This window comes from Hydrogenophaga crocea, from assembly GCF_011388215.1.
Lineage (GTDB): Bacteria > Pseudomonadota > Gammaproteobacteria > Burkholderiales > Burkholderiaceae_C > Hydrogenophaga > Hydrogenophaga crocea.
Map to the genome: position 1 here is coordinate 3,310,294 of NZ_CP049989.1, position 26,173 is coordinate 3,336,466.

At 65.5% G+C, this 26,173-nt stretch carries 24 protein-coding genes; 6 read left to right on the forward strand and 18 right to left on the reverse strand.

All coding sequences use genetic code 11. The annotated features are described in order from the left end of the window. Positions 1–15: 15 nt before the first annotated feature. The gene (gene cadR / locus G9Q37_RS15520; RefSeq protein ID WP_010791743.1) at positions 16–435 is read right to left on the reverse strand and encodes a Cd(II)/Pb(II)-responsive transcriptional regulator; all 420 of its coding nucleotides are present in this window, start codon (positions 433–435) and stop codon (positions 16–18) included. Between the two features lie 46 nt (positions 436–481). On the opposite strand from cadR, the gene G9Q37_RS15525 reads away from it, so the two are divergent. After that, entirely contained in the window at positions 482–1,591 is a 1,110-nt protein-coding gene (locus tag G9Q37_RS15525; protein WP_072632770.1) for a cation efflux transmembrane domain-containing protein, read from the forward strand. A 208-nt stretch (positions 1,592–1,799) separates the two neighbouring features. Here the strand turns inward: G9Q37_RS15525 and arsH are convergent, their stop codons facing one another. The 10 genes from arsH to G9Q37_RS15575 all read right to left on the reverse strand — a co-directional run bounded on the left by arsH (position 1,800) and on the right by G9Q37_RS15575 (position 10,404). After that, the gene (gene arsH / locus G9Q37_RS15530; RefSeq protein WP_166228555.1) at positions 1,800–2,537 is read right to left on the reverse strand and encodes an arsenical resistance protein ArsH; all 738 of its coding nucleotides are present in this window, start codon (positions 2,535–2,537) and stop codon (positions 1,800–1,802) included. 19 nt (positions 2,538–2,556) lie between these two features. Beyond that, positions 2,557–3,693 (reverse strand): MFS transporter, encoded by a 1,137-nt coding sequence (locus G9Q37_RS15535; protein ID WP_240936407.1) that lies wholly within the window; start codon positions 3,691–3,693, stop codon positions 2,557–2,559. A 73-nt stretch (positions 3,694–3,766) separates the two neighbouring features. Next, the gene (locus tag G9Q37_RS15540) at positions 3,767–5,233 is read right to left on the reverse strand and encodes an NAD(P)-binding domain-containing protein (protein ID WP_166228557.1); all 1,467 of its coding nucleotides are present in this window, start codon (positions 5,231–5,233) and stop codon (positions 3,767–3,769) included. Between the two features lie 76 nt (positions 5,234–5,309). Then, complete coding sequence (locus G9Q37_RS15545) at positions 5,310–5,699, reverse strand: ArsR/SmtB family transcription factor (RefSeq protein ID WP_240936408.1); 390 nt, start codon at positions 5,697–5,699, stop codon at positions 5,310–5,312. Between the two features lie 33 nt (positions 5,700–5,732). Further along, the gene (gene arsC, locus G9Q37_RS15550; RefSeq protein WP_166228559.1) at positions 5,733–6,158 is read right to left on the reverse strand and encodes an arsenate reductase (glutaredoxin); all 426 of its coding nucleotides are present in this window, start codon (positions 6,156–6,158) and stop codon (positions 5,733–5,735) included. Then, entirely contained in the window at positions 6,155–7,192 is a 1,038-nt protein-coding gene (arsB, locus tag G9Q37_RS15555; protein WP_166231377.1) for an ACR3 family arsenite efflux transporter, read from the reverse strand. The genes arsC and arsB overlap by 4 nt, the downstream gene beginning before the upstream one ends. Continuing rightward, on the reverse strand, positions 7,192–7,710 hold the full coding sequence (locus G9Q37_RS15560) for an arsenate reductase ArsC (protein ID WP_166228561.1): 519 nt from the start codon (positions 7,708–7,710) through the stop codon (positions 7,192–7,194). The genes arsB and G9Q37_RS15560 overlap by 1 nt, the downstream gene beginning before the upstream one ends. Before the next feature lie 10 nt (positions 7,711–7,720). After that, positions 7,721–8,053 carry an ArsR/SmtB family transcription factor gene (locus tag G9Q37_RS15565; protein WP_166228563.1) on the reverse strand — a complete coding sequence of 111 codons (333 nt, stop codon included), beginning with the start codon at positions 8,051–8,053 and terminating at the stop codon, positions 7,721–7,723. 10 nt (positions 8,054–8,063) lie between these two features. Continuing rightward, on the reverse strand, positions 8,064–9,332 hold the full coding sequence (gene arsJ, locus G9Q37_RS15570; RefSeq protein ID WP_166228565.1) for an organoarsenical effux MFS transporter ArsJ: 1,269 nt from the start codon (positions 9,330–9,332) through the stop codon (positions 8,064–8,066). A 13-nt stretch (positions 9,333–9,345) separates the two neighbouring features. Further along, positions 9,346–10,404 carry an ArsJ-associated glyceraldehyde-3-phosphate dehydrogenase gene (locus G9Q37_RS15575; RefSeq protein WP_166228567.1) on the reverse strand — a complete coding sequence of 353 codons (1,059 nt, stop codon included), beginning with the start codon at positions 10,402–10,404 and terminating at the stop codon, positions 9,346–9,348. A gap of 441 nt (positions 10,405–10,845) precedes the next feature. On the opposite strand from G9Q37_RS15575, the gene G9Q37_RS15580 reads away from it, so the two are divergent. Then, a complete protein-coding gene (locus G9Q37_RS15580; RefSeq protein WP_240936409.1) occupies positions 10,846–11,379 on the forward strand; it encodes a c-type cytochrome in 534 nt (177 codons plus the stop codon). Positions 11,380–11,387: 8 nt separating this feature from the next. Further along, a complete protein-coding gene (locus G9Q37_RS15585; protein WP_166228569.1) occupies positions 11,388–12,014 on the forward strand; it encodes a DAPG hydrolase family protein in 627 nt (208 codons plus the stop codon). On the opposite strand, the gene G9Q37_RS15590 is transcribed toward G9Q37_RS15585, so the two are convergent. The 5 genes from G9Q37_RS15590 to G9Q37_RS15610 form a co-directional block, all read right to left on the reverse strand. After that, positions 12,002–13,072 (reverse strand): ArsO family NAD(P)H-dependent flavin-containing monooxygenase, encoded by a 1,071-nt coding sequence (locus G9Q37_RS15590; RefSeq protein ID WP_205710661.1) that lies wholly within the window; start codon positions 13,070–13,072, stop codon positions 12,002–12,004. The genes G9Q37_RS15585 and G9Q37_RS15590 overlap by 13 nt on opposite strands. Positions 13,073–14,013: 941 nt before the next feature. Next, a complete protein-coding gene (locus G9Q37_RS15595; RefSeq protein ID WP_166228571.1) occupies positions 14,014–17,130 on the reverse strand; it encodes an efflux RND transporter permease subunit in 3,117 nt (1,038 codons plus the stop codon). Continuing rightward, positions 17,127–18,788: an efflux RND transporter periplasmic adaptor subunit gene (locus G9Q37_RS15600; RefSeq protein WP_070400930.1), complete on the reverse strand. Its 1,662-nt coding sequence runs from the start codon at positions 18,786–18,788 to the stop codon at positions 17,127–17,129. Before G9Q37_RS15600 ends, G9Q37_RS15595 begins: the two co-directional genes overlap by 4 nt. Before the next feature lie 4 nt (positions 18,789–18,792). Continuing rightward, on the reverse strand, positions 18,793–20,121 hold the full coding sequence (locus tag G9Q37_RS15605; protein WP_166228573.1) for a TolC family protein: 1,329 nt from the start codon (positions 20,119–20,121) through the stop codon (positions 18,793–18,795). An 88-nt stretch (positions 20,122–20,209) separates the two neighbouring features. Further along, positions 20,210–20,605: a hypothetical protein gene (locus G9Q37_RS15610; protein ID WP_166228575.1), complete on the reverse strand. Its 396-nt coding sequence runs from the start codon at positions 20,603–20,605 to the stop codon at positions 20,210–20,212. A gap of 541 nt (positions 20,606–21,146) precedes the next feature. On the opposite strand from G9Q37_RS15610, the gene G9Q37_RS15615 reads away from it, so the two are divergent. Further along, positions 21,147–21,431 (forward strand): CopK family periplasmic copper-binding protein, encoded by a 285-nt coding sequence (locus G9Q37_RS15615; RefSeq protein WP_070400929.1) that lies wholly within the window; start codon positions 21,147–21,149, stop codon positions 21,429–21,431. A 20-nt stretch (positions 21,432–21,451) separates the two neighbouring features. Here G9Q37_RS15615 and G9Q37_RS15620 read toward each other — a convergent pair whose 3' ends face one another. Beyond that, the gene (locus G9Q37_RS15620) at positions 21,452–22,810 is read right to left on the reverse strand and encodes a heavy metal sensor histidine kinase (protein WP_166228577.1); all 1,359 of its coding nucleotides are present in this window, start codon (positions 22,808–22,810) and stop codon (positions 21,452–21,454) included. A 12-nt stretch (positions 22,811–22,822) separates the two neighbouring features. Beyond that, positions 22,823–23,503: a heavy metal response regulator transcription factor gene (locus G9Q37_RS15625; RefSeq protein ID WP_070400928.1), complete on the reverse strand. Its 681-nt coding sequence runs from the start codon at positions 23,501–23,503 to the stop codon at positions 22,823–22,825. A 166-nt stretch (positions 23,504–23,669) separates the two neighbouring features. On the opposite strand from G9Q37_RS15625, the gene G9Q37_RS15630 reads away from it, so the two are divergent. Together G9Q37_RS15630 and G9Q37_RS15635 are read left to right on the forward strand one after the other, a co-directional pair. Next, the gene (locus tag G9Q37_RS15630) at positions 23,670–24,743 is read left to right on the forward strand and encodes a TolC family protein (RefSeq protein WP_070400927.1); all 1,074 of its coding nucleotides are present in this window, start codon (positions 23,670–23,672) and stop codon (positions 24,741–24,743) included. A 21-nt stretch (positions 24,744–24,764) separates the two neighbouring features. After that, a complete protein-coding gene (locus G9Q37_RS15635; RefSeq protein ID WP_070400926.1) occupies positions 24,765–26,144 on the forward strand; it encodes a multicopper oxidase family protein in 1,380 nt (459 codons plus the stop codon). Positions 26,145–26,173: the final 29 nt, after the last annotated feature.

Sequence of the window (26,173 nt, forward strand, 5' to 3'; positions counted from 1 at the left end):
TATTTGAGGCTCCGCTCAGCGAACGGTTGGCCAGCTTGCCCCAGTGGCGCTGCGCAGCGATTCAAGTGCACCGCAATCGCCAACGCATACCCCTCCCGCACAGGTACTGCGGATGGCACGCAGTTGCTTGCGCAGCGCCTGCAACTCGGCGATTCGCTGCTCTACCAAGCGCATTTGATCGTCAAGCAAGGCATTGACCTCGTCGCAGGACATGGCGGGGTCGTCCTGCAACTGCAGCAGAGCCCGGATATCGTCGTGCGACATGTCCAGCGAGCGGCACCGAACGATGAAGGCCAACCTGTCGACATGCTGTTGGCCATATTGCCGATAGTTGTTGGCGGCCCGCAGGGGCGCCTGCAGAAGGCCCTCTGCTTCATAAAAGCGCACCGCGGGAACGGAGCACCCTGCCAATGACGATAGTTCACCGATTTTCATATTTGCCTACCTACCGCTTGACTCTACAGCTACTTGAGGGTTTCTAATACGGGACATGAGTACATGTCAAAGCAGTAGCTGCTCGAGCAGTTGCAATTCGCAGACGGTCGACGAGGCCCCAAGCGCCATTGCTTCCGTGGAGAGCACATTTTCAGTTCCGGGAATGGACTGCCCCTCCGAGGAGAACCTCATTCGCATGGCGCTGGGTGGTCTGACCGGGGTTGGGCCGATGACCTTCGATCTGGCCCATCGGCAGCTCCGGGTGGTGCACTCGGGCGAGCCCGCCAGGATCGCCCAGAAGCTGACGCCCCTGAACTTGGGTGCGGTTCTGCTGACAAGCGAGAGGCGCACCGAAGGCGGGCAGTGGAAGACGCGTTTCTCCGTGCCGAAGATGGATTGCCCGTCGGAGGAGAATCTCATTCGGATGGCGCTGGCCGATGCGTCGGCTGTTGCGGCACTGGACTTCGATCTGAAGGACCGTGTACTCACCGTGCAGCATGGGGGAAGTACGCAAGAGCTGCTGGGCCGTCTCATCCCTCTCAACCTCGGCGCGCAAGTGTTGGACAGCGTGCAAAGCGACGAGTCTACGGCCCCAGACGCAGAGGGGAATGCCTCTGAGGCTCGGACCTTAAAGCTGCTGCTCGCTATCAACGGTGCGATGTTTGTCTTTGAGTTGATCGTTGGCCTGATCGCCCAGTCCACAGGTCTCATAGCGGACTCGCTTGACATGTTCGCCGATGCGGCGGTCTACGGACTGGCGCTCTATGCGGTGGGCCGCGCCGCCGCCTTGAAGATGAAGGCAGCGCACATCGCTGGTTGGTTGCAAGTCGTGCTTGCGCTTGGCGCGCTTTTGGAGGTCGTTCGGCGGGCAGTTGTGGGAAGTGAGCCGGCGTCCATGCTCATGATGAGTATCGGGCTGGTCGCATTGATCGCCAACGTCACCTGCCTGGTGCTGATCGCCAAGAAGCGGGATCGGGGCGCCCACATGACGGCAAGCTACATTTTTTCTGCGAATGATGTGATCGCAAACGCGGGGGTGATAGTCGCTGGTGTTTTGGTCGCTTGGACGGGCTCCTCGTACCCTGACCTCGTGATTGGCGCAGTCATTGCGCTGATAGTGCTCAGCGGTGCCCGGCGCATCCTGAACCTCCGATAGCCAATCTAGCGGCATCCCACACCGATGCCTAGCCAAGGTGGGATGGCCGGCCGCTTACATCTCAGGGCGGTGTGACCGAGCAGAAATAGCCGCGGGGCAAGCCCGCGCCGCGGTAGGCCAGCGGCTTCAGGATGAGGCTCTTCAGTTTCTGCTGCACCGCAGCATTCTAACAGTAGCGGAGTATGGGGCTACCCAGCACGCCCGTCCACTACACGCTGGCCGTGAGATTGGTGCGCCTGGCGAGATCCTCGGCCGACTCCTTGCGTTCGCTGTAGCGATCCACGAGGTACGGCGACACATCTCGTGTAAGCCACGTGAACTTGAGCAGTTCCTCCATCACGTCCACCACCCTGTCGTGATAGGGCGAAGGCCTCATTCGGTCATCGTCCCCGAACTCCTGCCAGGCCTTGGCAACGGACGATTGGTTCGGGATGGTGATCATCCGCATCCAGCGTCCGAGGACACGCATCTGGTTCACAGCATTGAACGACTGGGAACCTCCGCTGACCTGCATGACCGCCAGCGTCTTGCCCTGCGTCGGGCGGATGGCCCCCATGGCAAGCGGAATCCAGTCGATCTGGGCTTTCATGATGGCGGTCATCGCGCCGTGGCGCTCGGGCGAGCACCACACCATCCCCTCGGCCCACTGCACCGCCTCGCGAAGTTCCTGAACCTTGGGGTGGGACTCCGGTGCATCGTCGGGCAGCGGCAGCCCATGCGGATGAAAGACGCGCGTCTGCGCACCCAGTGCGATGAGGATGCGTTCGGCCTCCAGGGTGACCAGTCGGCTGAACGATCGCGGACGTGCCGACCCGTACATCAGAAGGATTCGCGGGGCGTGTGTCGAGCGTTCTGCCGGGAACAGCCGCTCGGGATCCAGCGGCCGGAAGCTGGCGCCGTGCAGTTGGGGCATGTCTTCGAGGGAAGGCGAGTGATCAGGGGACATGGCGTGACGATAGGTGGCTTCAGGTGTTCTGTTGAGTCTGGGCAACGAGGCGAGATTCCCGCGAACGGCCCACGGCGATGCTGCTGAACAAGGCAAACGTCAGGAGCCCACCCACGGCGGTGACCACCAGGGCGTGAACCCCCAAGGGCGCCAGCAGCCCCGCAAACGCCCAGGGCGCCAGGGCCTGAGCCATGCGCGCCGGCGCCATGAGCCAACCCTGACGTTCACCATAGCCCCTGGATCCGAAGACGGCCAGCGGCAGTGCGCCAGTGACGATGGTCATGAGGCCGTTGCCAGCTCCGTGCAAGATCGCGAAGGGGATGGCCGCCATCGGACCCAGCACCATCAGCGCCAGGGCGGCCAGCGGGTGCAAGGCAGCCGCCACGCAGGCCACCACAAGCACCGAACCATGACGCTGCAACAAGGATTCCATCAGTCGCGCCGCCACCTGTGCCGGGCCCAGCAGGGCGGCGGCCGTCACGGCCAGTGCGGCAATGGCGCCCGCTGTCTTGAGCATCGATGGCAGGTGCGCTGCCATGGCCGTACCGATGAACGCCGAGATCGCAAACCCCATGGCCACGGCGAGCGCCAGGCGTATGGGTACTTGTGAACCATGAGACGGTGCAATCGTGGTGTGCACAGCGCCCGTGACGGAACGCTCGGGCGCAACAGAATGCCTTCGCAGGCCGGCATTGAGGGGAAGTCCCAGCAGCAAGTGAAGTGCGGCCCAGGCCAGTACCGCCGTGCGCCAATCCCATTGGCTGGCGAGCCAGGTCGTGAGCGGCCAACCGACGGTGCTGGCAAAACCGGCGATCAGCGTCACCTGGGTGATCGCCGATCGCGCCTGCGCGCCGCGTGCGCGCACCAGGCTTGCAAAGGCCGCCTCGTACAAGCCCATGCCCATGGCGACACCGATGAGCGCCCAGGCAAGAAACAGCCCAATAGCCCCCTGCGCCGCGGCCAGGCTCGACAGGCCAAGGGCGAACACCCCGTTTGACCACATGAGCACCGATCGCCCGCCACGCCGGTCGATCGCCCTGCCCGCCACCGGGCCGATCAGCGCGGCAACGAGCAAGGCGCCTGAAAATGCAGCGAACACCGTCGGTACACCCATGCCGAGCGAGCGCGCCATCGGTTCCGCCAGCGTTGCGGGCAAGTAGTAGCTCGATGCCCAGGCCAGCGTCTGGCTGGCTCCCAGGCGCAGTGTTTCCCGGCGAAGACCCCCTGCCTCAGACACCTTGATCGGCGCCTTGCGTCACACGCACGGACTTGTCGGTGGCAGTGCCGCAACCGCAGCCCCGACCCGTGCTCACCTTGGCAAGCTCATCCCGCACACAGCAGGCCGTTGTGTCGACTTGAGGTGGCCCGCCGCAGCAGCCCGGCGATGCTGCGGCGCTTGCAGCGCCCGAGCTCTGGGGCCTCAGATCGGTGGAGCACACCCCTGTTTGAGGCAGTTCGAGTCGAACATCATCTGCGGCCGCGAGGTCGCCAGCCAATGCCGCTGCGACCGAGCGTGCCTGCTCGTACCCGGTGGCCAGCAGGAAGTTGGGTGCTCGTCCGTAGCTCTTGGCACCGATCGCGTAGTAACCCGGCTCATGCTGGTGTGCCAGTTCCCGATGACCGTGGGGACGCACCGTGCCGCAACTGTGTTCGTTGGGGTCAATGAGCGGCGCCAGCGCATCGGTGCTTTCCAGCCAGGGATCAAGCCGCACGCGCAACTCGCGGGTGAGCGAAAGGTCCGGCCGCGAACCCGTGGCGGCGATCAACTGGTCGATCGCCTCGATCGGCGCGCGCGCATCGTCCACGGCCTTCACCAGCAGGCCCTGTTCGCTGAGCGTGATGTCGGCGATGCCGAAGCCCAGGTGCAACTCGATGGCGCCTTGCTCCACTTCCTCGCGCAGGCGTTGCCCCAAGGTCCCTCTTGCACTCAAACCATCGAGCCGCGCCCCGCCGTAGAGTCGCCGAAGGTCCGTGCCACGCACCGCCCACACCGCCTGCGTGCCAGGCGCCTGCCGGGCCAGCGCCGTCAGTGCCAACAGGTTGCCGGCCGCCGAGTGACCGGCGCCGACCACTAGGGTGCGTTTGCCTGCGTAGCGGCGTCGTTCAGCGCCGAGGATGTCCGGCATGCCGTGGGCAATGCGAGCTTGTGCCGCGTGCTCGCCCCGAGCGGGCAAGCCATGCACACCCAACGGATTGGGCTGCCCCCAGGTGCCCGTCGCATCGACGATGGCCCGGGCTTGCCATTCGTGCTCGCCCGCGGGCGTGGCCACGCGCAAGAGGAACGGGGCCTCCTGCCGTCCCTGGCTCCTCACCTTGTCGTGCCCCCGCCGGGTGATGTCGAGCACGCGATGCGACAGGTGCAGCTGGCTGGCGATGGCGGGCAACTCGCTCAGCGGGCGAAGGTACTGCTCGATGAGTTCTCCCGCCGTGGGGAGTTGTTCATCCGAGGGCACTTCGATGCCCGCCTGAGCAAGCAACTCGCGCGCGCTCGCATCGACGTTGAACCGCCAGGGCGAGAACAAACGGACGTGCGCGACGCTTGCCAAGTGATCGGCGATGCGATCAGCGCCCTCGAACAGCACGAACGGCAGACCCCGTTTGTGTAGGTGGGCTGCCGCCGCCAGACCGACGGGACCCGCACCGATCACGGCTACGGGCAATGGCGAAACGGCTGTCGTGACTTGGGCATTCGTCATGGTGATTCCTTTCGTGTTGACTATTTCGTCGTTCGTAGATGTACGAAAATGAGAGCAAAAAAGAGAGACGCCCTCTTCAGAGCGCCATAACCAGTCGTTTGAGGATCGCCAGGCGATCCGGATTGACGCAATAACAGGTGCGCTGCTCTTCGGCCGAACCCAGCAAGAGCCCGGACTCCTTCAACACCTTGACATGCTGGGACGTGGTGGAAGGGGCGAGCCCCACGACGTCGGCGAGGCTGCCAAAGTAGCAAGTGCCCTGCTGCGCCAGGTACTGCATCAGCTTCACACGCGCCGGATGCGCCAGCGCCTTGCACAGCACGGCCAACTCCTCGGCTTCGAGTTCGTCGGGCGGGCTCGCCTCGACGCAGGGGCCACAGGAGATATCAGGGAGTCTAGACATCGAAAAGGCGGACAGGTAGAAAATTCGTTGTTCGTAGTTTAACGAATAAATATCGGCTGTCAACCGGCATGGGTTGCACCAAGGGTGGAGGGACCTTCAGGTGACCCGCTTGCCGCTTGCGTCCAGCACCGGCTCGCCATCTTCCTTGCGGAAAGCCTGCGCTGGGGGCGGCGGCAGCAGGTCGAGCACATATTCGGAAGGCCGGCACAAGCGTGTGCCCAGCGGCGAGACCACGACGGGTCGGTTCATCAGGATCGGGTGCTGGCCGACGAAATCCAGCAGTTGGTCATCGCTCCAGTGGGCCTCGCCCAGGCGCAGCTCGTCATACGGAGTGCCGCGCTGGCGCAGGATCTCGCGCACCGACATGCCCATGCTTTGCAACAGGGCCACGAGCTCTTCGCGCGAGGGCGGTGTTTTCAGGTACTCGATGACCTCGGGCTCGATGCCGCAGTGCCGCATGAGCGCGAGCACATTGCGCGACGTGCCACAGCCCGGGTTGTGATAAATGCGGTAGTCACTCATGACACGCCCTTCGCAGCTTCACCCCCTAGGCCCGGCCGCCAACGGTTCACCAGCGCCACCAGCGACAACATCACCGGCACCTCCACCAGCACCCCCACCACGGTCGCCAGGGCCGCGCCCGAGTGCAGCCCGAACAGCGAGATGGCCACCGCCACAGCGAGCTCGAAGAAGTTGGAGGTGCCGATCAGGCAGGCCGGGCCGGCCACCTCGTGCGGCAGCCTGAGCCAGCGCGCGCCCCACCAGCCGAGAAAGAAGATGCCGTAGGTCTGGATCAGCAGCGGCACCGCGATCAGGGCGATGACGCCAGGTTGCGCGAGGATGGTGTCGGCCTGGAATCCGAACAGCAGCACCACCGTGCCCAGCAAGCCGGCGATGGACCAGGGCTTGAGGCGTGCCGTGAGGCGCGGCAAGGCTTCGGGCCCTTGGGCGAGGAGTCGCGCCCGCGTGAAGACGCCGGCCACCAGCGGCAGCACCACATAGAGCACGGTCGACAGCAGCAGCGTGGACCAGGGCACGGTCACGTCCGTCACACCAAGCAGGAAGGCGGCGATGGGCGCGAAGGCCACCACCATCACAAGATCGTTCACCGACACCTGCACCAGGGTGTAGTTCGGGTCGCCACGCACCAGCTGGCTCCACACGAACACCATGGCCGTGCACGGCGCCACGCCGAGCAGGATCATGCCGGCGATGTACTCGCTGGCCGATTGCGGGTCGACCCAGGGCGCGAACAGGTACTTGAAGAACAGCACACCGAGCGCCGCCATCGTGAAGGGCTTGATGAGCCAGTTGATGACCAGCGTGAGCACGAGGCCCTGCGGGCGACGACCGACGTCGCGCACAGCGCTCCAGTCGATCTGCACCATCATCGGATAGATCATCACCCAGATGAGCACGGCAACCACGAGGTTCACATGCGCGTACTCCACCGACGCCAGCACCGCAAACCAGCCTGGCGTCGCCGTACCGAGCGCCACCCCGGCGACGATGGCCAGCGCCACCCAGAGGCTCAGCCAGCGCTCGAACAAGCCCATCATGCAGCCGCTCCGGCGGGTTTTCCGCTGAGGCCGATGCGGCCGAGCTCCCTTTGCAGCGCCAGACGATCGAGCTTGTCCAGTGGCAACGCCAGGAAGATCGCGATGCGCCGGCTCAACACCAGCAATGCGTCGTTGAAGGCTTGGCGGCGCTTGTCCTCGGGGCCGGTGGCGGCGGCCGGGTCTTCCACGCCCCAATGGGCCGAGATCGGCTGCCCGGGCCAGACCGGGCAGACCTCGCCCGCGGCCTTGTCGCACACGGTCAGCACGAAGTCCATCTCGGGCGCGTCGGGTTGCGCGAACTCGTCCCAGCTCTTGCTGCGCAACGTGGACGTGTCGTACCGGTTGCGCTCCAGGAGCTCCAGCGCCATGGGGTGCGGCCTGCCCGCAGGCTGGCTGCCCGCACTGAATGCGCGAAAGCGCCCCCCACCGAGCTGGTTGAGCACCGCCTCGGCCATGAGGCTGCGCGCCGAGTTGCCGGTGCAGATGAACAGGACGTTGTAGGGCCGGTTTTCCATGGTGCTCCTTTCAGCACGTGGTGCAGGTGGCGTTGATGCCGGCGCTGACCTCACACGGCTGCCCTTCGCAGCAATGCTCGGTGAGGTAGCCCAGCAGGGCGTTCATGTGGGCGAAGCCGGCGCGGTAGATCAGGTGGCGGCCGTCGCGCTCCTGCGTGATCAGGCCGGCGCGGTGCAGCTCCTTGAGGTGGAACGACAACGTGGTCGCCGTCGCCTCAAGCTTCTCGGCGAGTGCCGTCGGTGTGAGCCCTTCGGGCCCGGCCTGCACCAGCGCGCGGAAGGTGCGCAATCGCGTGACCTGGGCCAGCGCAGCAAGTGCTTGAACGGCATCGTTCTCGTCCATCGGGGTCTCCTCAGTTGCCCGCACGGGACGCGGCGGGCGAAGCGACGCTGGCGGTGCCGGCGTGCAGCGGCAGGCGCAACGTGATGAGCCAGCACGCGGTCAGCATCAACGCCGAGCCAGCCAGCGTCCATGCGAGGCCGCCCCACTGGTACAGCAGGCCCGACATCAGCGTGCCGAAGAAGCGGCCCAGGGCATTGGCCGCGTAGTAGAAGCCCACGTCCTCGGCCGCCTTCTCGCTGCCCGCATAGGCCAGCACCAGATAGGAATGCACCGAGGAATTGACCGCGAAGGCAAAGCCGAACACGGCGAGCCCGCCGACCACCACCCATCGCAGGTGCGGCGCGCCCGCGAACACCGCGACCGCCAACGCCGCCGGCACCAGCGCCAGCGCAGCCGACCACGCACGCGCCGCGGGCACCTCGCGGCTCAGGCCATCGGCGCTGCGACGCACGATCTGCGGCGCCAGCGCCTGCACCGCGCCGTATCCGATGGTCCAGGCCGCGAGGAAGCCGCCCACCATGGTGAAGGTCCAGCCCTGGGCGTACAGGAACACCGGCACGCCGACCACGAACCACACGTCCCGCGCGCCGAACAAGGCCACGCGTGCGGCGGCCAGCGCGTTGATGCCGGGGTTCTTGGCGAACAGCTCCTTCGCGGACTTCGATGCCTTGCTCTTGCCCATCATCGTGGGCAGCGAAGCGATCACGCCGATCAGCACCAGCGCCAACGCCGCGGCCATGAGCCACAGCGCGTGGCGAAATCCCAGCGTTTCGAGCAGCAGGCCGCCGAGGAAGAAGCCCACGCCCTTCATGGCGTTCTTGCTGCCGGTGAACCAGGCCACCCACTTGAAAAGCTGGCTGTTGCTGCCCCCGCCTTCTTTCGCCTGCGCGCTCGTGACCTTGATGGCCGACTTGCTGGCGGTCTTGGTCAGGTCCTTGGCGACGCCGCACACGCCCTGCGCGAGCACCACCCAGGCCACCGACGCGGCCGCCGTCCATGCGGGGTTCAGGAACGACAGCAGCGTGAAGCCGACGATCTGCGTGGACAGGCCCACGGTGAGCATGCGCGTGATGCCGTAGCGCGTGGCCAGCCAGCCACCGATGAGGTTGGCCAGCACGCCCGCCGCTTCGTACAGCAGGAACAGGAAGGCCAGCGTGAACGGCGAATAGCCGAGCCGATAGAAGTGCAGCAGCACCAGCATGCGCAGCGCGCCGTCGGTGAGCGTGAAGCCCCAGTAGGCGGCGGTGACGATGGCGTAGTGGCGGACGGCGGCGTGCATGTCGGGCAGCGCGTCAGAGGCCGATGGCGTCGAGGTGACAGGCCAGGTCCACCATGCGGCAGGCGTAACCCATCTCGTTGTCGTACCAGGCGTACACCTTCAGCAACGTGCCGTCGGTGACCATGGTGGACGGCGCATCGACGATGCTCGAGCGCGTGTCGCGCGCGTAATCGGCGCTCACCAGCGGACGCGTCTCGTAACCCAGGATGCCCTGCAGCGGGCCGCTGCTGGCCGCGGCCTCGAACAGCGCGTTCACCTCGTCGGCCGTGGTGGCGCGCTGCAGTTCGAACACGCAGTCGGTGAGCGAGGCGTTGAGCACCGGCGCGCGCACCGCGTGGCCGTTGAGCTTGCCCTTGAGCTCGGGGTAGATGAGCGCGATGGCGGTGGCGCTGCCGGTGGTGGTGGGCGCCAGGCTGGCCATGGCGCTGCGCGCGCGGCGCAGGTCCTTGTGCGGCGCGTCGACCACCACGTTGGTGTTGGTCGGGTCGTGGATGGTGGTGATCTGGCCGTGGCGGATGCCGATCGCTTCGTGCACCACCTTCACCACCGGGGCCAGGCAGTTGGTGGTGCAGCTCGCGGCGGTGACGATGCGGTGTCTCGCGGGGTCGTACAGATCGTGGTTCACGCCGACCACGATGTTGAGCACCGAAGCCGGATCATGGGCCACCTTCACCGGCGCGGCCACGATCACGCGCTTCGCACCGCGGTCCAGGTGGCCCTGGATCGTCTCGGGCGTGAGGAACTTGCCGGTGCATTCGAGCACCAGGTCCACGCCGAGATCGCCCCAGGGGATGTCGGCCGCGGTGGCGTGGCTGGTGAAGCGCAGTCGATGGTCGTCGATGCGGACCGTGTCATCGCCCTCGGCCGCGATGTCGGCGCGCCAGCGGCCTTGCACCGTGTCAAAGGCCAGCAGGTGGGCGGTGGCCGCGGCGCCGCCCTTGGTCTCGTTAAGGTGCACCACCTCCAGGCGGTTGCCGGCGCGCGGATCGTCCGCTGGCCGTTCGGCCGCGCCCATGGCCGCGCGCAGCGCCAGCCGCCCGATGCGGCCCATGCCGTTGATGCCCACTCTCATTAGCTCTGACTCCGCAATCTGGCAATTAATTCAATATTCGTAGAATTATAGTTTCTTTCATGACGGCCTCATGACAAGAAGTCCACAGCGCTTACTCACTGATCCATGGCGGATCACCGTGCGAGAACTGCCGCGGCGCATTCCTGACGTGGCCGCCGACGAGTTGGTCTGCGCCGGCGTGATGCTCGCCGGGGCCTTGACGCTGTGGGTGGGCTGGGCTTGGCTGAACCGGGGGGGGGGAGCCTGCTGATCGCGTGCGTGATTCCCCAAGGCATAGGGAGCCCTTTTCGGCAATCACTGCATTTGCTGTTCTAGGACGTACCGCAAACGCACGAACGGATCGTCGCCAGTGACCCTGGCCGAAAAACGTTGCCACCTTTGCGCCCGCGAAGCGTCTCACCCCAAGCGGCGCCCTTCGGGTTCAAAGGATTCTGGGGCGCCATGCGCGGCCTCTACGAAACTTCGCGGAAGAATCCCATGACACCAACTCGACGCTTTGCCATTGCGTTGGTTTTCACGACAGTGCTGCTGGCAAGTACCGTCTCTGCGCAGTCGTTTGATTCACGCCCCTCCCCTGAACGCCCCCGCGACATAGTGGCCCTGGGGCGCTACCTTGTGCAGACGACCGGCTGCAACGACTGCCACACGGCAGGCTACAACGCGGCGGAAGGCAAGCTGGCCGAAGCACAGTGGCTGACAGGCGACCGGTTGGGCTGGAAGGGCCCCTGGGGCACCACCTACGCAACCAACCTTCGCCTCTACTTTGCCGGCATGACAGAAGAGCGCTGGATCACCCATGCACGGGTCATGAAGCCCAGACCGCCCATGCCGTGGTTCAACCTGCGCGCCATGTCCGACAGCGATCTGCGCGCCATCTACCGATACATCAAGGCCGCAGGACCGGCCGGTGAGCCAGCCCCCGCCTATGTGCCGCCGGGCAGAACGCCAGCAGGACCGCTGGTGCAGTTTCCTTGAGCCCGCACATGACCATCTCCTGGAACCCGAAACCCGTCGACAGCGCGAGCAGCGGCATTGAAGTTTTGCCGGATGGCCGGTTGCGATGCTGGATCGAGCACGAGACCCTGCACGGTGTCACACCGACCATGCTTGCCTGGTGGTTTCGCCACCTTGAAGGACACATGGAGTTCGAGGAGCAGCACGTGTCACGCTACCACGTGTGGCATCCGCGTGACCACATCGCCGTCTCCTACACGCGCCGCCTCGCTGACGGCAGCGTCGGGGTCGGCGCGCAGCTACACATCGTCGAGATGTTTGGCGGCAATCCCCGCTACAAGGGCAACGCACGCAGCGACATCGTGCGGCTCGATGAACGGGGCTTCGGACACCGGCCGCGGTGGTTCGGGCTGCAGGTGGCGGCCATGGACTATTGCTTCGCGCCAGTCCCCGAAGGCACGCGCTACGCCAACAGTCTCACGATCGGCTTCCCCTCGAAGCTGGCCAAGCCACTCAATGTCCTGTTGCGCCGATTCGTTTTCAACACTGCGCGCGCCAACGCATGGATACGCCATAACATTGAAGAAGTGGGACAGTTCGAGCGGTTTCTGCCGGCGCTCTTCACCAGCGAGACCAACGAGTCTCAGCCAGACTGAGGCGATAGCCCTGCAAGCATCGCGTTGATCTCGTCAACCGTGCTGCGCGCACTTCGCATGACACCGACCAGCGTGGCTGACGCCATGCCGGTCCATTCACCGTAGCCCACCAGCCACAGCCGTGGCTCAAGCAGGCTACGAGTGCCGTTCACAGCGACCTTGCCCTGAGCATCAATCAGGCCCAGCGACCGCAGGTGATCCAGCGCAGGCCGAAAACCAGTGCACCAGATAACCGCATCAAAGTCCGACTCCGATCCGTCACGCCAGCGCACGCCTCGCTCAGTGAAGCAATCGAATGGCTCACGCGCGCTGAGCACCCCTCGCGAACGGGCCTCCACAACGGAAGCCACCATCACGATATCGCCAAAACCCCCCGGGAGGTCGTCCACTGGACGCCCGGCCTGTTGGGCCCTCCAGCGTTCAGTGGCGCGCTGAAACAGCACACCGCCATCCACGTTGTCGGGCAAAAATACAGGAGGTCTCTCGGTAACCCATGTCGTCTGAGCATGCTGCGAAACCTCAGCCAGAATCTGTGCGCCTGAATTGCCGCCGCCGACGATCAAAACGCGCAGGTCAGCGAAAGCATCAGGTTCCAAATATTGTGCGGAATGGATCTGGGCGCCCCGAAACCCGTCAATCCCCTTGTAGTCTGGAACGTGCGGGTGTCGCCAGTTGCCGGTAGCGCTGATCAGGGCCGCAGCCTGCCAGTCGCCCTGGTCAGCGTGCACAAGCCATCCGCTGTCTGTGCGTTCGACAGATTGGACAGTGACCGGTCGCCGCACAGGCAGCTCGTACCGCTCTTCGTAACGACGCAGATAGTCGAGTACTTCGTCTCGCGTCGGGTAGCGATCGCTGCCCGCCGGCATCGGCCAACCAGCCAGGGAGCTCCACGTGGCCGGCGAGAACAGGCGAAGGGATCGCCAGGTATGACGCCAGGCACCGCCGGCCCCCTCTTCAGCATCGAGGATCACGAAGCTGCGGCCACTGCGGCGAAGAAAATAACCGGCCGACAAGGCGGCCTGACCCCCACCGATGACGATCACATCGAATTGCTGCATGGACCCCATCATCGCAGCCCGGCACAGTGACGTTTCAGAACGGATGCCGGGGCTTACCCGGACGGTACCGACCCTCATGCAGGCGGCAACGCCATGCCACCAGCTGGTCCAGCAGTTCATTGAAGCGGCGGGCGATTCGCGCCGAGAAGTTGTGTCCCTGTGTACGGATCACAGTGGTACAGCAGGGCATGCTGCTGTGCGCGACGGGTCGGGATGGGCTCATGGTGTTTGCTCGCAGAAGTATGGAGAAGTGGTGCAGCAGCGCAGGGCACGCCGCTGCCGGGAGTTGGAGGATCGCCAGCAACCCGCTAATGCGAGTCGCTGCGCGCACATCAGAAGGGGAAACTGCTTCGGCCTTGGCGATCCGAGACCATTCGTTCAACACCAAGATCTCGCAACATGGCGCTGCTGAGCCTCATGTCGTTCAACGCGGCTGAGTCGAGGTAGGCAAGATGCTGAGCCTCGTGCCGCGCCTGGTTCTTTTCAAGTCGCCATGTCGCCAGTGCCTTAATCAATCGACTGGACACACCTGACAAGCGGGGCCAGAAGGAAAAGCGAGCGCGCCGTGCCTCTGTCGCCGAGGAATCGAGGTTCACACAGCAGGCGATACCCGCGTGAAGACGAGGTTCACAGCATTCCATGTTGTCCTCCAGGGTTGGGAGCTGCGCAGCCGATACAACAGCTGCAACGGTATAGACGCCGTCAGAGGCCAAAGGTGCCCAAGCTTGAGGATGCGTGGGAATACGGCTTCGCGCTGGCCCGAGAGGTTGTCGGGCTGTCGCAGCCTGGTTCCTGAGTGCAATCCTGCGACGTACGACAAATCAGAGACATCGCCTGTCATGGCGTCCGCGTCCCCAGGCGCAAGAGTAACGAGAGTTGGGCGGCCTCTGATTTCATCTTCAACCTCAACAAGGTGTCTATGAAACCGGCAGCAGCCCACTCTACCTCCCACGTAGCAGTCGGTAGACCACCGGCACCACGAACAGCGACAACAGCGGCGCGCTGATCATGCCGCCGACCATCGGAGCGGCGATGCGCTGCATCACCTCGCTGCCGGTGCCGCTGCTCCACAGGATCGGCAGCAGGCCGGCCACGATGGTCGCCACGGTCATGGCCTTGGGCCGCACGCGCAGCACGGCCCCCTCGCGGATGGCCTCCAGCAGGGCTTCGCCATCGCCGCGGCCCTGCGACAGCCGATCGCTCCAGGCTTGCTTCAGATACACCAGCATGATCACGCCGAACTCGGCGGCCACGCCGGCCAGCGCGATGAAGCCCACCGCACTGGCCACCGACAGGTTGTGGCCGAGCATCCACAGCAGCCAGACGCCGCCGACGAGTGCGAACGGCAGCGTGGCCATGATGAGCAGGGCCTCGTCCATGCGGCCGAAGGTGAGGTACAGCAGCACGAAGATGATGAGCAGCGTGAACGGCACCACCACCTTGAGCTGCGCGCTGGCGCGCTCCAGGAACTCGAACTGGCCCGACCACGACACCGAATAGCCGGGCGGCAGCGACACCTGCGCCGCCACCGCCTGCTGCATGTCGAGCACCGCGCCGCGCAGGTCGCGGCCGCGCACATCCACGTACACGAAACCGGCCAGGCGCGCGTTCTCGCTGCGCAGCATGGGCGGGCCGTCGTTGACGCGCAGGTCGGCCACGTCGCCCAGCACCAGGCGCTGCCCCACGGGCGTGACCATGGGCAGGGCGCGCAGCCTGGGCAGCGAGTCGCGCAGTTCGGCGGGGTAGCGCAGGTTGATGCTGTAGCGCTGCAGGCCTTCGACCACCTCGCCGATCACCATGCCGCCCACAGCGCTTTCCACCACGGCTTGAACGTCGGCGATGTTGAGACCGTAACGCGCGGCGGCCTCGCGGTCGATGTCGATGTCGATGTAGCGCCCGCCCGTGAGCCGTTCGGCCAGCGCGCTGCTCACGCCGGGCACGGGTTTCACCGCGCGCTCGATCTGCCCGGTGAGCCGGTCGATGGTGGCCAGGTCGGGGCCCGCCACCTTCACGCCCACGGGGCTCTTGATGCCGGTGGCCAGCATGTCGATGCGGTTGCGGATGGGCGGCACCCAGATGTTCGAGAGCCCCGGCACGCGCACCGTGCGGTCGAGCTCTTCCACCAGCCGGTCGGGGGTCATGCCGGCGCGCCACTGCGCGCGCGGCTTGAACTGGATGGTGGTCTCGAACATCTCCAGCGGCGCGGGGTCGGTGGCGGTGTCGGCGCGCCCGGCCTTGCCGTACACGCTCTGCACCTCGGGCAGGGTCTTGATGAGCCGGTCGGTCTGCTGCAGAAGCTCGGCCGCCTTGGCCGCCGAGAGGCCGGGCAGCGCGGTGGGCATGTACAGCAGGTCGCCCTCGTCCAGCGGCGGCATGAACTCGCTGCCGATGCGCTGCAGCGGCCACAGGCTCGCGACCAGCAGCAGCGCCGTCACCCCCAGCGTGAGCCGGGGCCAGGCCAGCACCGCGTCCAGCATGGGCCGATACACGGCGATGAGCGCGCGGTTGATCGGGTTGCGGTGTTCGGCCGGTATGCGCCCTCGGATGAGGTAGCCCATGAGCACCGGGATGAGCGTGACCGCCAGAGCGGCCGAGGCCGCCATGGCGTAGGTCTTGGTGTAGGCCAGCGGCGAGAACAGGCGCCCCTCCTGCGCCTGCAGCGTGAACACCGGCACAAAGCTCAGCGTGATGATGAGCAGCGAGAAGAACAGCGCGGGCCCGACCTCGGCAGCGGCCTTGCCCATCAGCCGCCAGCGCGCCTCGCCCTGCAGCGTCTGCCCCGGGTGGGCCTGGCCCCAGCGTTCCAGGTGCTTGTGCGCGTTCTCGATCATCACGATGGCCGCGTCCACCATGGCGCCGATGGCGATCGCGATGCCGCCCAGCGACATCACGTTGGCATTGATGCCTTGCTGCTGCATCACGATGAAAGCGACCAGCACGCCCAGCGGCAGCGTCACGATGGCCACCAGCGCGCTGCGCACGTGGAAAAGGAAGGCCAGGCAGACCAGCCCGACCACGATGAATTCCTCGATCAGTTTGGTGGTGAGGTTGTCCACCGCGCGCTCGATCAGACCGGAGCGGTCGTACACCGGCACAATCTCCACGCCCGCCGGAAGACCGCGCTGAAGTTCTGCCAGCCGGGCCTTTACGGCGGCGATGGTGCTCAGCGCGTTCTTGCCCGAACGCATCACCACGATGCCGCCCACTGCTTCGCCCTCGCCGTCGAGCTCGCCGATGCCGCGCCGCATCTCGGGGCCGGTCTGCACGCGCGCCACGTCGCCCAGCCGCACCGACACGCCAGCCGGTGTGGTCAACAGCGGTATCGCGCGGAAGTCGTCGAGCGTGCGCAGGTAGCCGCTGGCGCGTACCGCGTACTCGGCCTCGCCCAGCTCGAGCACCGAACCGCCGGCTTCCTGGTTGGCTCGGCCTACGGCATCGCTCACCATGGCCGGCGTGATGCGGTAGGCCTGCAGTCGGTCGGGGTCGAGCACAATCTGGTACTGGCGCACCATGCCCCCGATGCTGGCGACCTCGGCCACGTCAGCCACGGTCTTAAGCTCGAAGCGCAGGAACCAGTCCTGTAGCGCACGCAGCTGTGCCACGTCCTGCTGGCCGGTGCGGTCGATCAGCGCGTACTGGTAGATCCAGCCCACGCCGGTGGCGTCGGGCCCGATGCTGGAGCGGGCGTTGGCGGGCAGGCGCGCCTGGGCCTGGTTCAGGTACTCCAGGACGCGCGAGCGTGCCCAGTAAGGATCCACACCGTCGTCGAACAGCACGTACACGAAGCTGTCGCCGAACATCGAGTAGCCGCGCACCGCCTTGGCGCCCAGCACCGACAGCATGGTGGTGGTCAGCGGGTAGGTCACCTGGTTCTCCACCAGCTGCGGCGCCTGCCCGGGCCAGGTGGTGCGCACGATGACCTGGGTATCGGACAGGTCGGGCAATGCGTCCAGCGGCGTGCGCTGCAAGGCGAGCACGCCCCATGCCGTGACGATCACCGTGGCGACCAGCACGAGCACGCGATTGGCGATGCTCCAGCGGATGAGCCGGGCAATCATCGCGTTGCCCCGGGCGCGACGCGCTGCAGGTCGGTGATTTGCGGAACGTCGCCGTCCTGCATCTGGAATTCGATCTGCACGCGCTCGCCCAAGCCCAGATCGCGTGGCTGGCGCTCGCGCGGCGGCAGCTTGAAGTCCATCGTCATCTCGGGCCAGTTCAGCGACGGCACGGGCGGGTGAGTCAGCGTGACCGTGTCGCCTTCCAGCGCATTGATGACTGCGTCGGTGCGGTGGCTTTGCGGTGCCGGCGGGGCGGGTTCCGTGCCCTGGTTCAGTCTGGCCTCCAGACCGCGCAAGCTGGCCTCCGAGTCGATCAGGAACTGCCCCGAGCGGACCACGCGCTGTCCGGCCTGCAGGCCGGCGATGACCTCGACCTGATCGCCAGCCTCGCGCCCGGTCTGCACCTGCACCGGACGGAATCGCCCGTCGGCCTCCGCCAGCATCACCACGCTGCGCTGCCCGGTGCGGATGACCGCATCGGCCGGCACGAGCAGGCGCATGTCGCCAGCCGGCCGCGCAAAGCGCATCTGCACCAGCATGCCGGGCACCAGCCGCGCGCCGGGGTTGGGCAACTCCAGCCGCGCCTTGAGCGTGCGGGTGGTCGGCTCCACCTGCGGCAGCAGGACCTGCAATCGCCCCTCAAAGGTCTGGCGCGGCACGGCCGGGCTGGTGGCGCTGACCGCCATCCCGGGCATCAGCTCGGCGCTCTGGCTCTCGGGCACCTCGGCCTCGGCCCACACCGTGGCCGTGCCCTGCACGGTCATCAGAGGTGTGCCGGGCATCACCGTCGCGCCCTCGCGCACCATCAGCGCGGTCACCACGCCGGCTTGCGGCGCGCGCAGCGTGAAGCGCGCCTGCAGCACACCGGTGCGTTGCACGAGGTCGATCTGGGCAGGTGACATGCCGGCCTGGCGCATGCGCTGCAGCGCGGCCTCGCGCAGCGTGTCCAGCCCACTGCCCTGCATGCGCGAGATGGCCAGCAGGTCCTCCTGCGCGGCCACCCAGTCGGGCACGTACACATCCAACAGGGGCGCGCCGGCGGCCACGCGATCGAAGGTGGCGCGCACGTGCAGCTTCTCCACAAAGCCGTTGGCGCGGCTCGTCACCGTGGTCTGGTCGCGCTCGTTCCACGCGATGCTGCCCACCGCTGTCACCTCGGCGGACAAGGCCCCGGCCTCCACCACGGCGGTGCGCAAGCCCAGGTTCTGCTGGATGCGCGGGCTCACCGTCACGGTACCGGTGTCCGATCCCTCGGCACCGGCGTAGCGTGGCACCAGCATCATGTCCATGAAGGGCGACTTGGCGGGCGCATCGAAGTTCCTGCCCGGCACCATGGGGTCGTGGTAGTTCAGGATCCGGCGCCCCGTGGCTGGGTCCAGGTCGCCGGCCTTGAGGCCATCGCGCATGTGGCGCCGCGTGGCGTCCTCGCCCTGCGAAATCGTCCACGTGGACGGGTCCGACATCGCCTCAACGGCGGTCGAAGCCCCCGGTTTGGACAGCGCGTCGTCGGCTGTGCTCCGAGGTTCAGCCGAGACGCCCATGCGCACACCACTGCGCACGCCCGATTGCCAGGCGGCAATGCCCACCCCGACCAGCAAGGCAAAGGTGGCAGCGCAGGCTATCCAGCGCGCACGCGTCGATGAAAAGAACGGCTTCATGGGTTCACCTCGCTTGGGTATTGGACGCGGCCGGGGTCGTCGATCGCAGGGCGTCCAGCGCCGACCATGGGCGCGCCGCATCCAGTTCCACGTCGATGCGTTCGATCGACAGGACCACGGCAGCCTCCTGGGCGGCCAGCAGCTCACGCAGCGACAAGGTGCCGGCGCGGTAAGCGGCCATTGAGGCCACGACGCGCTGTCGCGCCAGCGGAAGGCGTTCGCGATCAATCAGCTCGAGCTGCGCCAACGCCGCGGCAAGGGCTTGCTGCCACTCGGCGATCTCCAGTTCACTGACACGGCGCGCTTCATCGACCTCGGCGTCGCGCGCGTCGGCCTCGGCCAGGCGTGCCGACAGTTCACGATCCTGACGCCGCGCACGGTTACTCGCAAGCGGAATCGACACACCCACCGACAGCATGTCGCTGTAGGCGCTGCCGCGCTGGCTGAGCATCAGTTCCACACTCCAGTCGGGATCGCGCTCCAGGTGGGCCAGGTCGGCGGCCGCACGCGCCACCTCGGCACGCGCCTGCAAGGCCTGCACAGCGGGATGCTCATCGAGCCAGCGGCGCGAGGGCTCTTCGACCCACGCCGCTTCGTCCAGCCGAGGCGGCTCGCCGAGCGTGATCTGCCCCTGCACCCCCGTCCATCGCTCCAGTGCCTGGCGCGCGACGCGCTCGCGGGCATCGGCTTCGATGCGAAGTTGCTCGAGCCGCCAGAGCGCATCGCGCGCAGCGAGCAAGTCACTCGGCGTGCCGCGGCCCGAGCGCGCTGCGGCTTCGGCGGCCAGCACTTGCCGCTGCAAGGACTCGCGCTGCGCGGCCAGCAAGCCCAGGCGCTGCTGCGCGGCCCGCAATGCGAACCAGGCCACCGACGTCAGGCGCAGCACCTCGGTGGCCTGCTCGCGATGTCGGGCGTGAGCCGCTTGGGCCTCGCGCTCATACCAGCGAGCGCGCGCCTCGCGCTTGTCACGTCCCGGCAGCGCCTGGGCGATGCCGATGGAGCGCATGGTCATGAAGTCGCGCGTTGTGCGCCAGCGATCGGCGCCGTTGACCGGCAGGTTGTCCAGCGACAGGCGCAACACCGGGTCAGGCCGCTGCGCGGCCGCCACCGCCATCTCGCGCGCAGCACGGGTCTCGGCCTGTAACGCCTTGAGCAGGCCCGAGCGCTGCAACGCCGCGGCCATCGCCGCACTGCGGTCGATGCCCGATGGCGCCTGCGCGCGCAGACCCATCGGCACGGACAAGCCAAGCACAAACACGAACACGAGTGCCAGCGCACCGGGGCCGCGCGAACGCCAGGACGGCCCGCACGGACCGCACAAGAAACGAGACATGGGTCACCTCCTGAACCAGCTGGACCGGATCGGGCCCGGTCGATCACCGCACCGACCCTTGCGCAGCGGCAAGACGGTGCTGAGGGGTTCAGCCGAGGGAGGGGGGCCGCCAGATGGCGGAACGCGCGGATGAGGGTGGTCCGGCGACGTTGAGGGCGAGATGGCGGGTTGTCTGCAGAGCGGGTGCAGCCGACAAACCGCCTGACGGCACGCTGGCCATGGGCGCACCACAGTCCACGCCGGTCTTGCAAGGCTGACCGGTTTTCAGGAAGGTGGCCTCGTCGTTGCAGCAATCGGGCACAGCGCCAGGGCCCGCGTCGTCGGCCATCGCGCCGGATGCCATCACCATGCCCTCCGTCGGGCACGGTTCGACGGGCGCCGCCCAAGACCATGCGCCCTGCAGAGGCAGGGACAGGCAAATCAGCAGCGTGACAAGCCAACGCATGGGCTGCATTCTAGGATTTTCTTCGGAAATCTCAGGCATGTCTCATCAAGCCCCGAGGCGGGGTGCAAGCGCCGCGAAGTCGTTCGCCGCCAGGGTGTATCCGGAAAAGGATAGGTGGATGGAGGCCAGCGGGTCGCTGACTCCCATTTCGGGAGATCAGACACCATCCTCAGCCATCTCGACGTTGGATCTGGAGATGGAAGCACTTCTGTATTCGACAACGCACGTCACTGGTTGTCCCGCGGTACGTTCAGCGAACCGTCAGCTGGCGTATTCAACAGGAACCATCTGCACAAAACGTAGGGCGTTGCGGTGGCGGCAGGTGTTCTGTACCCGTTGACGGGCGGGTTGCTTTCTCCTTGAGCGCGGCCCAGACGATGATCCTGAGTTTGGCGTCGTTGATTGGTAACGCCTTTTGACTGCGCTCCGGCTGCTGAGCCGGATATGGCGTCCAGCGGAGCACCTGACGAAGATGTAATGGGCTTGCAGGGATGGCGTCATGGCCGGCGCCCTATCGTGGCGGCGTACTCACGTACCCCGGGGCGTGCAGCAGCACCCCGGGCATCAGCAAGGAAACGCCATGAAATCCCAGTTTGTCATTGCCGCGCTGCTGTTTGCCAGCGCCTCTGTTTTTGCAGGCGACGCCGCGCGCCAGGCCGCTGCCGAGGTCACGCCACTCAAGGATGGCGGCGCCCTCTACCTGTTCAAGGACGGCAAGATGGCCAAGGAAGATCGCTTCGGCCGAGCCGAGTATCTGCGCGCGGGCGCGACACTTCTGACGGCGAGTGACAAGCAGGTCCCCGTCACGAGCAACGAGGTCGCACGCCTGTCGTATCTGCTAAGCAAGGGGCACAGCAACCACTGACCCCATTCCTGGCGATCGCGCTAGCGGGTCGTGAACTCGAGCGCGAACGTGTTGACCCCGTCTGCGGAGCGCACCGTCACCTCGCCGTGGTGAGCGTGCATGATGGCCTTGGTGATGGGAAGCCCCAAGCCCACCCCCTCGGAAGCGTCCCGGCTTCGGCCGGGGCTCAGGCGCACGAAGCGATCAAAAAGCTGCTGGTGGGATGCAACCGGAATATGCGGACCGAGGTTGCTGACCGCCAGCACTACACCGGTATCGGATGGTCTCACCACAATCGACACGGTAGAGCCAGCATCGGCGTGCCGCACGGCGTTGGAGAGCAGATTACTGATGGCACGGCGAATCATCAATCGGTCGCCCGCCACTTCGCCGACGCCATCGACACCGATGGTCAGATACTTTTCGCTGGCCACAGCCTCGTAGAACTCCACGATTGACCGGGCCTCTGCCACCAGGTCCACAGGTTCGCGCAAAGGCAATTCATGCAAGTTTTCGGTCTTGGCCAACAGCAACATGTCGGAAATCGTGCGCGCCAGACGCTGAAGTTCTTCCGATATGGTGGCCAGGCTGCTGCGATAGTCCTGCGGCGTTCGCTGCTGTGCGAGCGTGACCTGCGCAGCGGTCAGCAAATTGCTCACGGGCGTGCGCATCTCATGAGCCAGGTCCGATGAAAACGCGCTGAGGCGCTCGAAGTCGGCTTGCAGGCGATCCAGCATGTTGTTGAGCGACAGGGCCAGTTCGCGCATTTCCCGAGGGACACTCTCGGCGGGCATGCGCTCGGCCAGGTGCTGGGCGCTCAGGCGCTCAGCTCGCGCCTTCATGGCTGTCAATGGCTTGAGGCCGCCTCGGCTTGCCATCCACCCTAGCAAGGTGCCGGCCAACACGGCGACCAACGCGTAGCCCGCGATCTTGAGCGTCAAGTCATCGAGAAAGTGCCGGTGATGGCTCGTATCGACGGCCGCGGTCACCGATATCTGCCCGGGCGCGTTGGCGCCCAAATCCAGCACGAAGCGCTGGGCGTACAGGCTGCCATTGGTGTCACGCCAGGCCAGGCCTTGGAGACTTGTCTCCAAACCTTCCCGCACGGCATCGGGCATGCTGAGGTCGCCCTGCTCCAGCAGCACGCCTGAATGGCCGCTGACCCGAAGGTACAGGCCGTCATGACCATGTGTGCTCGTGGCCAGTCGACGGCGCAAATCGTCCTCGGTTTGGCTCGCCTGAACCGCTTCTTCCACAAGGTGCACCTTGCTCATCAACAGCGAGCGATCCAGTTCGATGAAATGCGCGCTTGTTTCCCGAAACACGAGCGTCGAGAAACCGGCCAAAACGAGCGCAACAACACCCGCGAACAGAATGGTCAGACGCGCGGTGAGTGACATGCTTGCCTGCAATCAGTGATCGGGTTCGTCGAGAACGTAGCCCATGCCTCGCACCGTCTGCAGGAGCTTGGTGTCGAAGCCATCGTCGATCTTGGCGCGCAGTCGCCGCACCGCCACGTCGATCACATTGCTGTCGCTGTCGAAATTGATGTCCCACACCAGCGACGCAATCAGCGTCCGAGGAAGGACCTCACCGCGGCGTCGCATGAAGAGCTCCAGTAGCCCGAACTCCTTGGCGGTCAGGTCTACGCGCCGACCTGACCGCGTGACGCGGCGACGGACAAGGTCCAGCTGCAAGTCTGCGATCTGCAAGGACGTCGTATCTTGAATTTGGCCGCCACGCCTTAGCAGCGTCTTGATGCGGGCAAGCAACTCGGAGAAAGAAAACGGTTTGATCAGGTAGTCGTCGGCGCCCAGCTCCAGGCCTTTGACGCGATCCTCCACGCTGTCTCGGGCGGTCAGGTACAGCACCGGCAACTGGCTCTTCTTGCGCCGCAAAGAGCTCAGCACAGACCAACCGTCGATGCCTGGCAACATGACATCCAGGATCACGAGGCCGTAGTCGCCCTCGGTGGCCTCGTGCAATCCGTCGACACCGTTGCGGGCCAACTCACAGAAGTATCCAGCCTCCCTCAGCCCTTGCTTGAGGTATTCGCCCGTGTGGGCTTCGTCTTCGATGATGAGGATCTTCACGCTACTCGACTCCGATCATTGGCAGTTTGCCACGCCGTTTGTGCAGACCCAACATGACAAATCTGTAATGAAACGGACAGACGCCTGTGTGCGGGCAGTCAGAACAATGCCCTCATCGATCAGCAAAGGAGTCCACGTGAAGAGAGTTCGATGGAAAACGCGGGGGTTGGTCCTCCTCGCGGCGATGGCGTCCGCGGGCTTGGTTGCCGCGCAAAGCACCGCAGCCGAACAGGCGTCGGACTGGCGCTCTGCGAACGACGCGGTCGGCCAGTTCAAACGAGGGCACGCCGACATCCTCAAGTGGGAGGCGCAAAACGCCCCTGCGCCAGTTGCCGAGCCGAAGCTCGAACCCGGCTTCCCGCTGCCGACGATGGAGAGCGTTGTTCGCGCGGCCTGGAAGCCACACCTTGAACTTCGCAGCGTGATGTCCCGATTGGGTCAGGAGAACGCTGACCGCATTGCAACTGGGCAATGGCTGGACGTCGATGCGCGTCACCAGCGCCGTGTGGGCGGGTTCGACGAATTGCTGGACGTCGCGGTGGATGCCCGCAAGGCATGGCTGAGCGCCGTGGCGGCGAAACAGGCGCTGCGCCTGCAACAGGAATCGCTCGACGCCGCGCAGGCGGCCACCGAACTGGGGCGTCGCATGGTCAAAGTGGGCAACTGGAGTGCGTACCAGCAAAGCCGCGTCGAATTGGGGCTCTCCGCGGAGAAGACGGCGCTTCTTCAGGCCCGTGTCGCAGCGGCGCAATCGGAACAAGCGTTGTTGAAACTGCTGCGCCTCAACGGCGTGTATCAGCGGTTGGATCTGCCCGACACGCTGCCCGATCTGCCCAAAGATCTGCCGAGCGGCGAGCGTCTGAATGCCGAGCTGAGAGAGATCTCCGCTCAGCTGCCTGTCGTGAATCAAACCAAAGCAAAAACCAACTTCGATCTCGCCGTTGGTGCGTGGGAGGCCACGTTGGGCGTCGCTCGCGCGTACCGCAACGAGGTGATGACCCAACGCAACCTGATCGTCGACGAAAGCGTGCTTCAGTACAACGGCATGCTCAAGAGCGTGTGGGAACTGCTCAGCGAAGTTCAGGCCCGCGCCCAGGCGCAGCGCAACACCGTGAACGCGGTACGCGACTACTGGTTTGCCGAAACCGACCTGCTGTGGGTACTTCAAGGCGGAGAACCCACGTCCTTCGTCACACCGGGCGCACCTGCCGGTGAGGGCGCTGCTGCCGCCGGACATTGAACCCAACAAACCATCCAAAAAATGAGCAATCGACGTCAATTCTTCGCGGGCGCCGCCGCCACCATGGCCGGTCTCACCGTTGCACGATCGGCGCTGGCCGCCCTCCCCGAGCCCGTCATCCAGACCTCTGTTGACACAGCGGCACCTCTTGTTCCCAATACCGGGCGCCCATACAACCCGGTGGTCACGCTCAATGGCTGGAGCCTCCCCTGGCGCATGAACAATGGCGTGAAGGAGTTCCACCTGGTGGCCGAGCCCGTGGTGCGCGAGATGGCGCCCGGCTTCAAAGTCAATATGTGGGGCTACAACGGACAAAGCCCTGGACCGACCATTGAGGTCGTTGAGGGCGACCGCGTGCGCATCTTCGTAACCAACAAGCTCCCCGAGCACACCACCATCCATTGGCACGGCCAGCGCCTGCCCAGCGGCATGGATGGCGTCGGCGGCTTGAACCAGCCCGCCATTCCAGTGGGCAAGACCTTCGTCTACGAGTTTGAGGCACGTCGCCCCGGCACCTTCATGTATCACCCGCACGCCGACGAGATGGTGCAGATGGCCATGGGCATGATGGGCTTCTGGGTCACGCACCCCAAAGGCAAGCATCCCCACATCAGCGACGTCGACCGCGACTTCTGCTTCCTGCTCAACGCCTTCGACGTCGAGCCCGGCAGCAAGACGCCCAAGGTCAACACCATGACCGACTTCAACATCTGGGCTTGGAACAGTCGTATCTTCCCAGGCATCGACACGCTCAACGTGCGCCTGAACGATCGCGTGCGCATCCGCGTGGGCAACCTGACGATGACCAACCACCCCATTCACTTGCACGGCCATGAATTCCTGGTGACCGGCACAGATGGTGGACCCACGCCGCCCTCCACGCGCTGGTACGAGGTGACCACAGATGTAGCAGTCGGTCAGATGCGCCAGATCGAGCTGATTGCCGACGAAGAAGGCGACTGGGCCGTCCATTGCCACAAGAGCCACCACACCATGAACGCCATGGGTCACGATGTACCCACGATGATTGGAGTGGACCACCGTGGTCTGGTAAACAAGATCCAGCGCGTGGCGCCGGACTACATGGTGATGGGCGAGCGAGGTATGGCCGACATGGGCGAGATGCAGATGCCCATCCCCGACAACACCGCACCCATGATGACCGGCACCGGCCAGTTCGGTCCCATCGAAATGGGTGGCATGTTCAGCGTGTTCAAGGTCCGCAAAGACCAGAAGCCGGGAGACTACAAAGATCCCGGTCCCTACAAGTTTCCGCAAGGCACCGTTGCCTATGAATGGTCAGGTGCCACCCCGACCGCGCCACGTTCAGCCGCCGTCAGTAGCAGCGGCAAGGCCGAAGCAACGGCTGTGAAGCCCTCGCACAGCGCGAAGCACCACTGACGCCTCGCATTCAGTTCCGTTCGTACGAC